The sequence below is a fragment of the Kribbella sp. VKM Ac-2566 genome, assembly GCF_004366005.1.
GTDB classification, from domain to species: Bacteria; Actinomycetota; Actinomycetes; order Propionibacteriales; family Kribbellaceae; genus Kribbella; species Kribbella pratensis.
On the sequence record NZ_SODT01000014.1, the window covers coordinates 29,173 to 43,031 of the forward strand.

A 13,859-nucleotide genomic window follows, 5' to 3' on the forward strand; every position below is an offset into this window, starting at 1 on the left:
CTGCCCGACAACTATGCGGAGATGCCGAAGCCGACGGCCAAGCTCACCGCGGAGGACCTTGCACCCGTGAACGACGCGAACGGCCCGAGGCACAGGATCGGGCCGACCGGCCGGCCGCTGCCGGACCTGCCGACGCCACAGCCCCCGACCAAGACCGGCCCGGCGCAGGTGATCGCGATGTGCAACCAGAAGGGCGGCGTGGGCAAGACCACCACCACGATCAACCTCGGCGCGGCGATCGCCGAGACCGGTCGCAAGGTGCTGCTGATCGACTTCGACCCGCAGGGGTCCGCCTCGATCGGTCTCGGCGTCCAGCCGCACGACCTCGAGCTGTCGGTCTACAACCTGCTGATGCAGCGCGACATCACCCCGGACGAGGTCATCCAGCCGACCCGGGTGGAGAACCTCGACCTGCTGCCGGCCAACATCGACCTGTCGGCGGCCGAGGTCCAGCTGGTCCAGGAGGTCGCCCGCGAGTACACGCTGCAGCGGGTGCTGGACCCGATCATCCCGTTGTACGACGTGATCCTGATCGACTGCGCGCCGTCGCTCGGCCTCCTCACCGTGAACGCGCTGACCGCGTCGAACGGCATCGTCGTACCGCTCGAGTGCGAGTTCTTCGCGCTCCGCGGCCTGGCGATGCTCACCGACACGATCGCCAAGGTGCAGGACCGGCTGAACCCCAAGCTGGAGATCGTCGGGATCCTCGGCACCATGTTCGACGGGCGCACGACGCACGCCCGGGAGGTCCTCGACCGGGTGGTCCAGGCCTTCGACGAGCGCGTCTTCCACACCGTCATCCGGCGTACCGTCAAGTTCCCCGAGACCACGGTCGTCGGCGAACCGATCACGACGTACGCGCCATCGTCCCAAGCGGCCACGCAGTACCGCGACCTTGCCAAGGAGGTGCTGGCGCGTTGTCCCGCCGGGTGAGCCTGCCAGGTGCCAGTGAACTCTTCGGGGGTGCGGCACCGAAACAGACCAGACCCGAGAAGCGCACCACCACCGACGGACCGTCCTCGACTGTGCGGTCCCGGACCGCGGTCGTCGACGACCGGAAGTCGAGTGGTCGGATCCGTCACGACACGAAGATCACCGTGTACGTGACGGAGGAGGAGCTGCTCGGCCTGGAACAGACCAGACTCGCGCTGCGCGCGGAGCACGGCCTGACGGCCGACCGGGGCCGGATCGTCCGCGAGGCGATCGACGTCCTGCTCGCCGACTTCGTCGACCACGGGCCGGACTCGGTGCTGGTACGGCGGCTGAAGGCGTCGGAGTGACCGTGTCCTCCTCGGACTCGTTGCCGTTGGACCTGGGCACCGACGCTGCCCCGGCTGTTGCCGAGGGCAAGGGGTTCAGTGTTCACCTGGTGAACTTCGAGGGGCCGTTCGACCTGCTCCTGCAGCTGATCTCGAAGCACAAGCTGGACATCACCGAGATCGCGCTATCGGTGATCACGGACGACTTCATCGCGCACATCAAGGCGCTGGGGTCGGAGTGGGACCTCGACCAGACGTCGGAGTTCCTGCTGATCGCGGCGACGCTTCTGGATCTGAAGGCGGCGCGGTTGCTGCCGAAGGGCGAGGTCGAGGACGACGAGGACCTCGCGCTGCTCGAGGCTCGGGATCTGTTGTTCGCGCGGTTGTTGCAGTACCGGGCGTTCAAGCAGATCGCCGCACTGGTGCAGGAGCGGATGGCGGTCGAGTCGCGCCGGTTCCCGCGGGCTGTGGGGGTGGAGCCGCGGTTCGCGGAGCTGCTGCCTGAGGTGTTGCTGGGGATTGACCCGGCCGGGTTGGCAGCGCTGGCAGCCAAGGCGATGGCGCCCAAGGACGACGTACCTCCTGGGGTTTCGCTTGCGCACCTGCACGCGCCGGCTGTCACTGTGCGGGAGCAGGCGGAGGTGATCGTCGACCGGTTGCGGCGGCAGCGGAGCGCTACGTTCCGGTCGCTGGTGGCTGACTCGCCGGACACTGTCACTACGGTGTGCCGGTTCCTGGCGTTGCTGGAGCTGTTCCGCGAGGCGGCCGTGACGTTCGACCAGGTCACGCCGTTGGGCGAGCTGACCATTCGGTGGACCGGGACCGACGAAGGTGAGATCGCCGTCAGCGACGAGTTCGACGAGGAACCGAAGCCCGCCGACGAGACCGGCGAGGCGCCGGTCGTCGAGGACGATACGCACTTCCTCGAACCCGGTGAGATTCTCACCGATGAGTCCGACATCCACGAACCCGCCCCAGACGAATCCGAGACGGCAAACCAGTGACCAACTCCCACGAGCCCTCCACTCCAGAGGACACAACGTCCACCGAGGCGCAGCCGTCCACCACCCCCGACCCGACGATCACCCCCGACGCGTCCACCACCTCCGATGCCGTGGAGCAGTCGGGAGTGTCGGACGAGGTGGTTGGGGAGGGTTTTGCCCCCGAATCGGCAGGTAACTCTCCCCAACCCGACGAGGCGGGTGGGGAGGACGAGGAGCATCTGCCGCCGGGGCAGACGGCGGTGCCCGTGGGGGACGAGGTTGTTGTCGACGACGAGACGATGCGGCGGGCGCTCGAGGCGATCCTGATGGTGACGGACGAGCCGTTGCCGGTGCTGACGTTGGCTCGTGCGGTCGGCCGGCCGACGGGTGATGTGGCTGCAGCGCTCGAGGAGCTGGCGGCGGAGTACACCGAGCAGGGGCGTGGATTCGACCTGCGTGAGGTGGGCGGCGGCTGGCGGTACTACACCCGCGCCGAAGCCGCGCCGTACGTCGAACGCTTCGTCCTCGACGGTCAGCAGGCGCGCCTCACGCAGGCCGCGCTCGAAACCCTCGCTGTGGTCGCCTACAAGCAACCGGTCAGCCGGGCGCGTGTCTCCGCGATTCGTGGGGTGAACGTGGACGGCGTGATGCGTACGCTCGTCGCCCGCGGTCTGGTGGAGGAGGCCGGCTCGGACACCGAGTCGCAGGCGACCCTGTACCGCACGACGACGTACTTCCTGGAACGCATGGGCATGCAGTCCCTCGACGACCTCCCCGAACTGGCCCCGTACCTCCCCGACATGGACGACATCGAGGACGAACTGGCCGCCCAGACCCTCCCACCCGCCCCCACCCCCGACCCGCAGCCATCAGCAGACGAGGCCGGTGAGGCTGAGGGGTCGGACGACGCCACAGCACCTTCCGCGGACAGCACCTTGGCCGAGGACGCCGTCGCGGAGGGCGCGGAGGTTGGTGCGGTTGAGGTGAGCGAGGAGCCTCCTGCGGGTGCGACGGACAGCGGCTCTGGCGAGGCAGCTGCGGACGGCGTGGACGTGGAGTCCGACGACGTGGACGCTGAAGAGGGTGTAGACGCGGACGCTGGGGATCTGGGTGTGGAGGCGGGGGTGCGGGATGGGGGATGACGGCGGGGTTCGGTTGCAGAAGGTTCTGGCTCGGGCGGGGGTCGCCTCGCGGCGGAACTCGGAGATCTTGATCGAGGAGGGGCGGGTCGAGGTCGACGGGCGGGTGGTGACGGAGTTCGGGGTCCGGGTGGATCCTGAGACGGCGGTGATCCGGGTCGACGGTGCGCGGATTCCGCCGGTGAGCGCGAACGTGTACCTCGTCCTCAACAAGCCCCGCGGCGTCGTGACCACGATGTCCGACCCGCAGGGGCGCCCGTGTATCGCCGACTTCGTGGAGGACCGGCCCGAGCGGTTGTTCCATATTGGTCGGCTCGACACCGACACCGAGGGTCTGCTGCTGCTCACGAACCACGGCGAGTTCGCACATCGCCTCGCGCACCCGTCGTACGAGGTCTCCAAGACGTACGTCGCCGAGATCGAGGGCAACGTCAAGCCCGTAGTACTGCGCGCGATCCTGGACGGTGTCGAGCTCGAGGACGGCCCGGCCCGCGCGGACACGGTGAAGATCGTCTCGACGGTGCCCGGCCGCACCCTCGTGGAGATGTCACTCCACGAGGGCCGCAACCGGATCGTCCGCCGGATGTTCGACGCGGTCGGTCACCCGGTGAAGCGGCTGACCCGTACCGCGATCGGTCCGGTCCGCCGCGGCAACCTCCACACCGGAGAGCTCCGCGAACTCGACCCACCCGAGCTAGGCCAACTCCTCGACCTCGTAGACCTCTGACCGGGGCCGGGTCTACTCGCCGAACAGTTGCTCGTAGGCCTGGTTGTCCTGGAAGAGCCGGGAGTACGCCACTTCGCTGAACGTGCGCGGCACCTTGCCGAACGCCTTGATCACGGTCGCCGTCCCGTTGGCGTGCCCGAACTCGTACAGGTACGGCGCCCCGGTCTCCTTGTCGACGCCCACCACGATCGTCTTCTCGCCGCAGCTGTTCGCGACCAGCGCCTCGAACCCTTGCCAGGTGGATCGCCGCACGACCTTCACCACCGGCTTGCCGGTCAGCGGGATCCGGATCGTGTAGAGCGCCCCCGCGCGCGTGCTGGCGAGGAACGTGTCGTACGCCGCGGTCTGGCTGATCAGCGTCATCGTCTTGACCGCGCTGAACCCGGCGTACGACGTCTTCCGGCTGAACGACGTACCGTCGACGACGTTCCAGCGCACGATGTTGTCGCCCAGGACGGCGTACATGTTCTGGCGGACCAGTGTGCTGTCGCGGTTGAACCGGGAGCTCTCGAGGTAGCGGACATCGCCCCAGCCGCCGCCGATCGGGGTTCGCTTCACGGTGGACGGATCGACCTCGCTGGGGAACCCGTTCGCCGTGTAGGTCAGCAGGTTCAGGGTGGACCCGAGGACGACGTACTGCCGCCGGCCCTCACCCGTCTGCTCGGCGTTCGTCTGTGTGCCGATCCCACTGGCGACCCGGAGCTGGTTGTCCGGCAGCAGGTCCTTGCCGCCCCACGTGCTCGGGCTGGCGCCCGGCGGACTCACTCCGTACAGACCCCGCACGATGAGGTCCCCTCCGCTGGTGGTCGAGCCCAGCACCAGCTGACAGAACGGCACAGCTGCCGCGTCAGTAGTACTTGCTGTGGCGGGCGCTGCCTGAACCAGTGCCCCGGCAGCCATCGCCAGCCCCAGGAACCCTGCAGCACGCTTCCTGATCATCTCGCTCACTCTCCGTACAGTAGGACGTTGGATTCTGCACTGCCGGGGTAGTGGCGGAAGTACGTCTTGTCCTCAGGTGCGGCGAGCTGGTCGCCCACCTGTCCCAGACCCTTGATGACGGTGGCGGTGCCGTTGGCGTGGCCGACGGCGTACAGGTAGCCGCGCCGCGTGTCCTTGTCGATGGCAAGCAGCAGCGTGCTCTGGTTGCCGCACTTCTCGGCGATGAGCGTCTCGAACCCCTGCCACGTCGACGCACGCACCTTCTTCACAACCGGTGCGCCGCTCACTGGGATGCGGATCGTGTACAGCGCTCCGCCACGGGTGTTGGCGAGGAACGTGTCGTAGCCGCGGGTCTGACTGATCAGTGTCATCGTCTTCACCGCCGAGAACCCGCTGTACGTCGCTTTGTTGCGCCAGACGGACCCCTCCACGGTCCAGCGCGTGACGACGTCGCCCTGCAACGCATATGCATTCCTACGCGTCGTAGGACCGTAATAGGTCGACTGCTCCAGGTACGTCTGGTGGATCCAGCCACCGCCCACCCTGGTCTTCTGGACCGAGTCAGGGTCGAGCTGACCGTTGGCGGTGGCGTAGCTGAACCGGTAGAGGTCCGTCCCCATCACCACGTACCCCCGGTCCAGCATGGCGGCCGGCGGATCCGGCTCCCAGCCGACGGACGTCGCGAGCCGAACCGAGTCGACCGGGAACAACGCCTTCGGCCCGATGCTGGGCGGTGACGCCGTCACGGGCGCGGTCGCGGTGATCCGCTGGAACTTGTGGTCGCCCTGCACGGTCACCGTGCCCAGCGTCATCGAACAGGCCGCGCTCGCCTGCCCCGCCGCAGCCTGTACCGGTACCGGCACCAGCGCTGCCGCCGTCATCGCCGCGCCCAGCGCACCCGCGGCGATCCGCCTTCTGATCATGCAGCCCCCTTCGAGGAGTCGTGTCATCCACCTCGATGCCGACTATCCCGAAAAGGTTAGGGACCGGTCGAAGAACTCCCGGACCAATCGCCGTACGGCGGGTACGCCGCAGCGCGACGTACCGACCAGCTTGGCTCGCGCGGCAGCCGTCATCAGGCCGGCGGACTGCAGTTGCGGCGCGAACGCGGCGTAGTCCGTCCAGATCCAGTGGTTCGCGTCGGACAGCTGCACCCGCCGTACCGGACCGCCGTGTGAGAGCACAGCTGACCAGGTGCGGTCGAAACGCTCGTCCCGGAACCCGTCTGTCCCAGCGAGCAGGAGCGGCTTGCGCGTGCCGTGCCGAGCGATTGGGTAGAGCTCACCGTCCAGCGTGTCCAGGTAGCCCTCCAGGTTGGCGGCGGCACGGACCCGCGGGTGCTCCAGCGACACTGCGGCCGTTGCACCTCCAGCTGAGTGCCCGTAGACACCAACACGCCGCAGGTCGATCGACTCATGCAGATCCGACAGGTGGTTCAGCACGAACCGCATGTCGGCGAAACGCGTGTCCATCATCAGCCGCGACTGCACTGGGTCCGTCTGCACGTCCGGACCGATCTCGATGACCCGTAGCCGCCCGTCCGGGAACACAACCTCACTCGCCTCACCCGGGTGGTCCACTGTGAGTACGACGTACCCGTGGCTGGCGAGCTCTTCCGCCACGGAGGTGCCGATGGTCCGTGGGTCTGCACCACCTGGGCTGTAGAGCAGCGTGGGCCGCCGTCCGGGCAGTGCCGGTATGTCGACGTACGAGTGGGTCAGGATGGCGGCCCAGTTCACTCCACTGGTCGGCAGCTCTGGATGCAGCACGCCGGCGTCCAGACCCTTGAAGACCTCTGCAGCGGCCGGTGCGAGCTGTGGTGCCCGTTGGTACCCGCGCACGACGGTGGCGGGATAGAAGACCGTCAGAGCGAGCTCACGGGTGGGTGAGCCGTTCCACGGGTCGGAGCGGTCCGGGTCGACCAGGGCACGGGTCGTCGTACCGACGTGCCAATTGCCGGTGGGAGCGGGCAGACGGAGTGTCAGGTCGGTGGCCGCGGACGCTGAGAGTGGGAGTGCACCTGTCAGAGCGGAGGCGGCGGTGGCGGTGAGGAAGGTTCGTCGTCTCATGCCGACGACGTTGGCACGATAGAAACCGCAGGTCGGCTGAGCCATCGGCATCTCCACCCGGACTTCCAGCCCCGGGTGGAGATGCCAGTGATGATCAGGCGCCGGTCAGCTGGGTGCCGGCCGTGTAGTAGCGGAAGTACGAGTCTGCGGCCGGGAAGGTGGTCGGGACCTTGCCGAGACCCTTGATGACCGTAGCGGCCCCGTTGGCGTGGCTGACGGCGTACAGGTAACCCGCACCGGTGTCCCTGTCGATGCCGAGCAGCAGGGTGCCGTAGTTGCCGCACTTCTCGGCGATGAGTGTCTCGAAGCTCTGCCAGGTCGAGGTGCGGATCTTCGTCACCACCGGCTTCCCGGAGCCCGTGGGCACCTGGACCGTGTAGAGCGCGCCACCGTTCGTCGTCGCCAGGAACGTGTCGTACGCACGGCCTTGACCGATCAGCGTCATCGTCTTGACCGAGCCGAAGCCGCCGAAGGTGGTGTAGTACTTCCAGCCGCTCGGAGTGACCGTCCAGCGAGCAATCAGGCCGTCGGTGAACTGATTGATCAGCGAGTAGACGTTGGACCGGCTGAAGCCGGCCACGGAGTACCGGCTGAGCTCGACGTACTTGTGCAGCTCGTCCCAGCCTCCACCGACCAGGGTCTGCTTGACGGTGCCCGGTACGACGGAGGTTCCGGTGCCGTCGGTGATGTAGCTGGTGCCGTACATACGCGCCCCGAGAGCTACCAGGCCGGTGCGCTGCTCGCCGGCCGGTACCACCAGTTCGGTGCGCACCGAGGTGGGCAGATGCGCCTGCCCGTCCGGGTAAAGGTTCATCGGGCCCAGCCGCCGGACACTGGCGGAAGGGGCTGCGGTGATGGTCTGCAGAGTGTGGTCGCCACCTGGGGTAACCGAGCCCAGTCGCAGCGAGCAGGCAGCGGCCGTGCCGGCTGGTGCGGCCGTGGCCGGTGCGGTGCCTCCCACGGTCATCAGGGTGCCCGCAGCGAGCGCCCCGGTGGCGATCGCACCGAGCGCGCGCCTGTTCTTCTTCATATCGTTTTCGCCCTTCTCAGTCTGGTCGGAGATGGTGCCTCCGAGTGATCGATGCGGGCGGACGCCCCATTGTTGCGGGCATCAAAGGGATAACGCCGTACGACGGCGCGCCTGAGACATCACCCGGTTGTCGGAAGTGCGCCGTAGTGTGGGTGATGTGAACCGGCGAATCTTCGGTCTGGAGAACGAGTACGGCGTCACCTGTACGTTCCGCGGGCAGCGGCGACTGACCCCGGACGAGGTGGCGCGGTACCTGTTTCGGCGGGTCGTGTCCTGGGGACGGAGCAGCAACGTCTTCCTCCGCAACGGGGCGCGGCTCTACCTCGACGTGGGCTCCCACCCGGAGTACGCGACCGGGGAGTGCGATTCGGTCACCGACCTGATCGCGCACGACAAGGCCGGCGAGCGGATCCTCGAAGGCCTGCTGGTGGACGCGCAGAAGCGGCTGCACGACGAAGGCATCTTCGGCGACGTCTACCTGTTCAAGAACAACACCGACTCGGCCGGCAACAGCTACGGCTGCCACGAGAACTACCTGGTCAGCAGGCACGGCGACTTCGCCAAGCTGGCCGACGTGCTGATCCCGTTCCTGGTCACCCGGCAGCTGATCTGCGGCGCCGGCAAGGTGCTGCAGACGCCGCGCGGCGCGGTGTATTCCGTGTCGCAGCGCGCGGAGCACATCTGGGAAGGGGTCTCCAGCGCGACCACCCGGTCCCGGCCGATCATCAACACCCGCGACGAGCCGCACGCGGACGCCGAGCGGTTCCGCCGGTTGCACGTGATCGTCGGCGACTCGAACATGTCCGAGACCACGATGCTGCTCAAGGTGGCCAGCACCGACCTGGTGCTGCGGATGATCGAGGCCGGCATCGTGATGCGTGACCTGACCCTGGACAACCCGATCCGGGCGATCCGCGAGATCAGCCACGACATGTCCGGCCGCCGCGAGGTGCGGCTGGCGAACGGCCGCGAGGCGAGCGCCCTCGACATCCAGACGGAGTACCTGACCAAGGCGCGCGACTTCGTCGACCGCCGGGAGCTGGGGACGCCGGCTGTCGAGCGGGCCCTGTCGTTGTGGGAGCGGACGCTGAAGGCGATCGAGTCCGGCGACCTGTCCGGGATCGAGCGCGAGATCGACTGGGTGATCAAGTACCGGCTGATCGAGCGGTACCGGTCGCAGAACAACCTCGGTCTGGCCAGCCCGCGGGTGGCGCAGCTCGACCTGGCGTACCACGACATCCACCGACCGCGCGGGTTGTACTACCTGCTCGAGCGCCGGGGAGCGGTCGCCCGGGTCGTCGACGACCTGCGGGTCTTCGAGGCCAAGTCGGTGCCGCCGCAGACCACCCGGGCACGGCTGCGCGGCGAGTTCATCAAGCGCGCCCAGGAGCGGCGGCGGGACTTCACCGTCGACTGGGTGCACCTGAAGCTCAACGACCAGGCGCAACGGACGGTGTTGTGCAAAGACCCCTTCAAGTCCCACGACGAACGCGTCGAGAAGCTCATCGCCAGCATGTAGAAGAAAGAAAAGCTGGGGTGGGCGCCCACGACGAGCGCGTCGAGAAGCTCATCGCCAGCATGTAGGTCCTGGCTAAATAGCATGCTTGGTCGCTGTGCGCTGCTTAGAAAGGGCGCATGGCGATTGACATCAGGCCTGTGACCCAGGCCGAGACCAAGGAGTACCTGCGGGTGCTGCCGTATGTGAACGGCTTCCCGCAGGAGGAGCCTGAGCCGTCTGCCTGGTACGCCGGTAGCGCAGCCTGGCCACCACAGGTCCCGAAGACGGCGGACGAGCTGGAGCGGGACGCCCAGGATCTCCTGACGGACTGGTTCCGGCCACAGGCGGCGTTCGTCGACGGCAAGATCGCAGGTGCGTCGGCGATCGTCTCGGTGCAGGTCACCGTCCCCGGCGGACAACAGGTAGCCCTTGGCGGCGTCACATCAACCGCGGTGCTGCCGACGTACCGGCGGCGTGGACTGCTGCGGAAGATCATGTCGGCGATGCTGGACGACTGCCGCGAGCGCGGTGAGTTCCTGGCCGGGCTGAGCGCGAGCGAGGCGACCATCTACGGGCGCTACGGGTTCTCGCCCGCGACGTTCCAGCACCGATGGGAGGTACGCCGTACCGATGTCGCCTTCCGCTCAGAGTTCGCGGACCCGGGTTCACTCGACCTGGTGGACGGAGCGGAGGCCGCGAAGGCGTGGCCGGTACTGCACGAGCAGGTGCGCGCAGAGCGGGTCGGAGAGATCAGCCCGCTGCCGGGCAAGTGGGACGGGCTCGCAGGCGGTGGGTTGCCCGCTGACGGGTCCGGGCCGGCGCATCACCTCCTGCATCGCGGCGCGACCGGGGCGGTGGACGGTGCTGCGATCTTCCGGTTGCCGTGGTCACCGGACCCGGAGCAGGCCGGCGTACTGCAGGTCGAGGCGATCGAGGCCCTGACGTCGGATGCGTACCGTGCGTTGTGGGGATTGCTGCTGGACTTCGACCTCACGAAGCGCGTCGTGGCCGCGAGGCGACCGGTCGACGAGCCGCTGCGGTGGATGCTGACCAACCCGCGAGCGCTCAAGCTCACCCGGACCCGGGACAACCTCTGGCTGCGCGTTCTCGACGTACGGCGTGCTCTCGAAGCTCGCACCTATGCAGCGACCGATTCACTCGTGTTAGACGTCTCCGACGACCTGTACGGCGCCGGTCGTTGGAGGCTGGACGCAGCACCGGACGGAGCCGTCTGCACCGCAGTCAACGCGGAACCGGACCTCAGCCTGAGCGTGAACGAGCTGGGCTCGCTGTACCTCGGCGGAGTCCGCGCAAGCGAGCTCTCGTACGCCGGACGCATCGTACAGCGCACGCCCGGCGCAGTGTCACGTCTGGACGCGCTGCTGCGCCCGGACCGTGCTCCGCACAACGCTGTCGGTTTCTGAGTCGCTGTGACTGTACGTGGTGTGACGCAACGGTGACGCACGCGCCCGATCACCCAGTTGAGTCCGCAAGCTAGGGTGGTCCGCGTTGTTGACCGGAGGCAATCGGCGCACTAGGCGCCGGGATGGTTCGAGGTGCTGGTTTCGTGCGCAAGTTGTTGAGTTTCGTCGTAGTCGCGGCGCTGGGGGCGTCCCTGGTCGCGTGTGGCGACAACGGATTCGGGGCCGGCGGTATCAAGGTGACCTCGGACTTCGGGCAGAAGCCGACCATCACCCACCGCGACGGCGACCCGGAGAAGCAGCTGGTGACCGAGGTCCTCAAGGAGGGCGACGGTCCCGAGGTGAAGAAGGGCGAGCTGCTCACCGCGAACTACCTCGGCCAGATCTGGCGCGACGGCAAGGTCTTCGACAACTCCTACGACCGCGGAGCGCCGTCGTCGTTCCCGATCGGCGTCGGCGGCGTCATCTCGGGCTGGGACGAGGGCCTGGTCGGCAAGAAGATCGGCAGCCGCGTGCTGATGTCGATCCCGTCCGACAAGGGCTACAAGTCCGAGGGCAACGAGAAGGCCGGGATCAAGGGCGACGACACGCTGATCTTCGTCGTCGACCTGGTCGCCGCGGCCGGCAACGACACCCAGCTGAACGCCGACCCGGTCACCCCGTCGGCACCGACCAAGATCAAGGTCTCCGGCCCGTTGAACGCCGCGCCGACCGTGACGGTTCCGGCCGGCACCAAGCCGCCGGCGAAGCCGGGCAAGCCGGTCGTGTTCGCGCAGGGCAAGGGCAAGCCGATCGAGAAGGGCGACCAGCTGGTCGGCCGGTTCGTCATCTACGACTACACCGGCAAGAAGCAGGCCAGCACCTGGGACGCTCAGCCCGCGACCGCGCAGAGCCCCGCGCAGCCGGCCGCGCCGACCGACCAGCTCCCGACGGTCGGCGGCGCCCAACCCGGCCCGCTGGACGGGTTCGCCGGAATCCCGGTCGGCAGCCGCGTGCTGGTCGAGCTCCCCGCCTCCAAGGACCAGGCAGGCAAGGCCGTCAACGCATTCGCCGTGATCGACGTCCTCAACGCCTTCCCGGCCCCGAAGCAGACCGGCCAGTAGTCGCAGCCTGAACCTCGAAGGACCGGCTCCCCATCTCGGGAGGCCGGTCCTTCGGCGTTTCAGCGGGTACGCCGGACCGGGCGGCCGCTGAACCACCGGTTGGCGTCGGTGTGGAAACTGAGGACGATCGCCGTGATCACCGCGGTGACGTGAACGCAGCGGATCGCGCCGAACGCGATGAAGGACGCCGACCAGTCGAGCGCGCCGAAGTCGCCGTCGCGGAAGAACCAGCCGACCGGCCCCACCGCCAGCGAGGCGATGCCGACGGTGCCGAGCAGGACGGTGAGCAGCCAGCGGGACCAGCGGACACCCGGGCGGAAGTAGCGGTCGATGACCACGAACAGGCCGCCGTACACGATCGCGCGGAAGGCGATCTGGACGAGCAGGCCGAGGACGGAGGAGCCGTCGGCGATCGCGCCGGCAACTCCGAGCACGGACTCGGCGATACCGGCACCGACGGCTGTGAACCACAGGGTCGTCGCGCCCCGGACCGCCAGCGGCGGTTGGGGACGGGCGACGTCGTGAATCGTGAGAGCGCGGTGCTTGGTGCTGTTCATACCACCAACTGTCGCCGCGGGAGCCCGTCCGGTCAGGAGTACTGCGACCCCACTCCAGGTGGTGGTACATCCACCAGACGCGCGGCGTGCCGGCCTGCGGCGGCGGCGGCCTCGAAGTAGGCACGGTCCTCGTCCAGGGCGCGGCCCATGGTCGACAGCTTGATGGGGGCCGCCTGTAGTGCGTCGTACAGCCCGTCGACCCCTACACGCACCACGCGGTGCCGTGCCTTCAACGGCTCAGCAGCGTCCCGTACGGCGTCACCGAAGTCGCCGGAGAGATCCGGTACGACGACGTCGGCCGGCTGGAGCGCCACGCGACCGTACGCGGTGAGGCTGTGGTGGGAGATGCCGCGGTGGCGTGGACGCGGATCCGCCTCCGAGATCCGCAGCGAGGCGACGGCCCGGCCGCCCAGTGTGCCGATTGCGTTGACCGCCTCACCCGACTGCACGCCGGAGAACCCCCAGCGAGTACCTGTGCCCAGGTTGCCCGGGCCCTGAGTGATGACGACCAGCTCCGCGGCGAGGACCTGTACGGCGGTCAACAGCCCGGTGTGGACAGTCACCGCCTCGCGGTCACCGCCATACGCCTGGCCGACCGTCACGGTGCCGCTGAGCCAACCGGCGTCGCGCAGGGTCGCGACACTCCGCGAGAACGCCAGCGGCAGCGCACCGCCGTCCGTCATCACGTAGACCACGCGTGTGGTCGGCCGCGCCTCGTACACACCTGCCAGCACGGCCGGGAGGGCGGAGTGCAGATCCGCGACCACTACCGGCGTACCGAAGAGGTCGTCTGCGTCCCGCAGTACGTCGTGATCGGGGGAGTCCTGCTCGTCCGCACCCAGCACCATCGCCTGCAGTGGCGTGTACCGCGCCTTCACCAGGTGCCCGCGCTCCGGTGGATCCTCCGGCAGCCGGTCCGGTACGGCGACCACCAGCGCGTACCCACCTGTGCCCAGACCACGGTCCAGCGCGCCTACGTTGAGCAGCACGCGGTCACCGGCTACCGGCGTACCGACCAGGTCCGGGTAGGCCAGCGCGCGCACAGGCTGCTCGCCGACCATCACTGTCAGTTCCAGCGCACCGGCCCAGCTCCGCCCGACCTGCGCCACCACACCGTCCCGCCACCGAATCACA

General features: G+C 68.3%; 14 protein-coding genes. 8 read left to right on the plus strand and 6 right to left on the minus strand.

The features are described from left to right. The first annotated feature begins 21 nt into the window (after positions 1-21). Genes EV647_RS34155 through EV647_RS34175 form a run of 5 tightly spaced genes read left to right on the plus strand, consistent with a single transcriptional unit; the run spans position 22 to position 4,108 of the window. A complete protein-coding gene (locus EV647_RS34155; protein ID WP_133788158.1) occupies positions 22-933 on the plus strand; it encodes a ParA family protein in 912 nt (303 codons plus the stop codon). Then, positions 918-1,280 (plus strand): hypothetical protein, encoded by a 363-nt coding sequence (locus EV647_RS34160; RefSeq protein ID WP_134010496.1) that lies wholly within the window; start codon positions 918-920, stop codon positions 1,278-1,280. The genes EV647_RS34155 and EV647_RS34160 overlap by 16 nt, the downstream gene beginning before the upstream one ends. After that, positions 1,277-2,263, plus strand: a complete 987-nt coding sequence (locus EV647_RS34165) for a ScpA family protein (RefSeq protein WP_134010498.1) — start codon at positions 1,277-1,279, stop codon at positions 2,261-2,263. The genes EV647_RS34160 and EV647_RS34165 overlap by 4 nt, the downstream gene beginning before the upstream one ends. Next, on the plus strand, positions 2,260-3,384 hold the full coding sequence (gene scpB, locus EV647_RS43760; RefSeq protein ID WP_370344489.1) for an SMC-Scp complex subunit ScpB: 1,125 nt from the start codon (positions 2,260-2,262) through the stop codon (positions 3,382-3,384). Before EV647_RS34165 ends, scpB begins: the two co-directional genes overlap by 4 nt. Further along, positions 3,374-4,108, plus strand: a complete 735-nt coding sequence (locus EV647_RS34175; protein ID WP_134010500.1) for a pseudouridine synthase — start codon at positions 3,374-3,376, stop codon at positions 4,106-4,108. Before scpB ends, EV647_RS34175 begins: the two co-directional genes overlap by 11 nt. A gap of 12 nt (positions 4,109-4,120) precedes the next feature. Here the strand turns inward: EV647_RS34175 and EV647_RS34180 are convergent, their stop codons facing one another. The 4 genes from EV647_RS34180 to EV647_RS34195 form a co-directional block, all read right to left on the minus strand. Continuing rightward, entirely contained in the window at positions 4,121-5,047 is a 927-nt protein-coding gene (locus EV647_RS34180) for a hypothetical protein (RefSeq protein WP_134010502.1), read from the minus strand. Between the two features lie 5 nt (positions 5,048-5,052). Then, positions 5,053-5,970, minus strand: a complete 918-nt coding sequence (locus EV647_RS34185; RefSeq protein ID WP_134010504.1) for a hypothetical protein — start codon at positions 5,968-5,970, stop codon at positions 5,053-5,055. A 42-nt stretch (positions 5,971-6,012) separates the two neighbouring features. After that, positions 6,013-7,116 (minus strand): alpha/beta hydrolase, encoded by a 1,104-nt coding sequence (locus tag EV647_RS34190; RefSeq protein WP_202876414.1) that lies wholly within the window; start codon positions 7,114-7,116, stop codon positions 6,013-6,015. Positions 7,117-7,210: 94 nt separating this feature from the next. Then, the gene (locus tag EV647_RS34195; protein ID WP_238177545.1) at positions 7,211-8,146 is read right to left on the minus strand and encodes a hypothetical protein; all 936 of its coding nucleotides are present in this window, start codon (positions 8,144-8,146) and stop codon (positions 7,211-7,213) included. A gap of 157 nt (positions 8,147-8,303) precedes the next feature. On the opposite strand from EV647_RS34195, the gene pafA reads away from it, so the two are divergent. The 3 genes from pafA (at position 8,304) to EV647_RS34210 (ending at position 12,168) form a co-directional block, all read left to right on the plus strand. After that, positions 8,304-9,665 (plus strand): Pup--protein ligase, encoded by a 1,362-nt coding sequence (gene pafA / locus EV647_RS34200; RefSeq protein ID WP_134010507.1) that lies wholly within the window; start codon positions 8,304-8,306, stop codon positions 9,663-9,665. 116 nt (positions 9,666-9,781) lie between these two features. Further along, complete coding sequence (locus tag EV647_RS34205) at positions 9,782-11,068, plus strand: GNAT family N-acetyltransferase (protein WP_134010509.1); 1,287 nt, start codon at positions 9,782-9,784, stop codon at positions 11,066-11,068. A gap of 143 nt (positions 11,069-11,211) precedes the next feature. Continuing rightward, a complete protein-coding gene (locus tag EV647_RS34210) occupies positions 11,212-12,168 on the plus strand; it encodes an FKBP-type peptidyl-prolyl cis-trans isomerase (RefSeq protein WP_133787974.1) in 957 nt (318 codons plus the stop codon). Between the two features lie 59 nt (positions 12,169-12,227). Here the strand turns inward: EV647_RS34210 and EV647_RS34215 are convergent, their stop codons facing one another. Together EV647_RS34215 and EV647_RS34220 are read right to left on the minus strand one after the other, a co-directional pair. Further along, entirely contained in the window at positions 12,228-12,725 is a 498-nt protein-coding gene (locus EV647_RS34215; protein ID WP_134010511.1) for a hypothetical protein, read from the minus strand. Between the two features lie 32 nt (positions 12,726-12,757). Continuing rightward, positions 12,758-13,858, minus strand: coding sequence for a DUF3866 family protein (locus EV647_RS34220; protein ID WP_134010513.1), 1,101 nt, complete (start codon positions 13,856-13,858; stop codon positions 12,758-12,760). Between the last annotated feature and the right edge of the window lies 1 nt (position 13,859).

What these genes read in the sequence shown, in the direction of transcription:
- EV647_RS34215 (WP_134010511.1), bottom strand. Translation starts at nt 12,725, where the DNA reads ATGAACAGCACCAAGCACCGCGCTCTCACGATTCACGACGTCGCCCGT.
- EV647_RS34205 (WP_134010509.1), top strand. Translation starts at nt 9,782, where the DNA reads ATGGCGATTGACATCAGGCCTGTGACCCAGGCCGAGACCAAGGAGTAC.
- EV647_RS34180 (WP_134010502.1), bottom strand. Translation starts at nt 5,047, where the DNA reads ATGATCAGGAAGCGTGCTGCAGGGTTCCTGGGGCTGGCGATGGCTGCC.
- EV647_RS34185 (WP_134010504.1), bottom strand. Translation starts at nt 5,970, where the DNA reads ATGATCAGAAGGCGGATCGCCGCGGGTGCGCTGGGCGCGGCGATGACG.
- EV647_RS34155 (WP_133788158.1), top strand. Translation starts at nt 22, where the DNA reads ATGCCGAAGCCGACGGCCAAGCTCACCGCGGAGGACCTTGCACCCGTG.
- EV647_RS34195 (WP_238177545.1), bottom strand. Translation starts at nt 8,146, where the DNA reads ATGAAGAAGAACAGGCGCGCGCTCGGTGCGATCGCCACCGGGGCGCTC.
- EV647_RS34190 (WP_202876414.1), bottom strand. Translation starts at nt 7,116, where the DNA reads ATGAGACGACGAACCTTCCTCACCGCCACCGCCGCCTCCGCTCTGACA.
- EV647_RS34175 (WP_134010500.1), top strand. Translation starts at nt 3,374, where the DNA reads ATGGGGGATGACGGCGGGGTTCGGTTGCAGAAGGTTCTGGCTCGGGCG.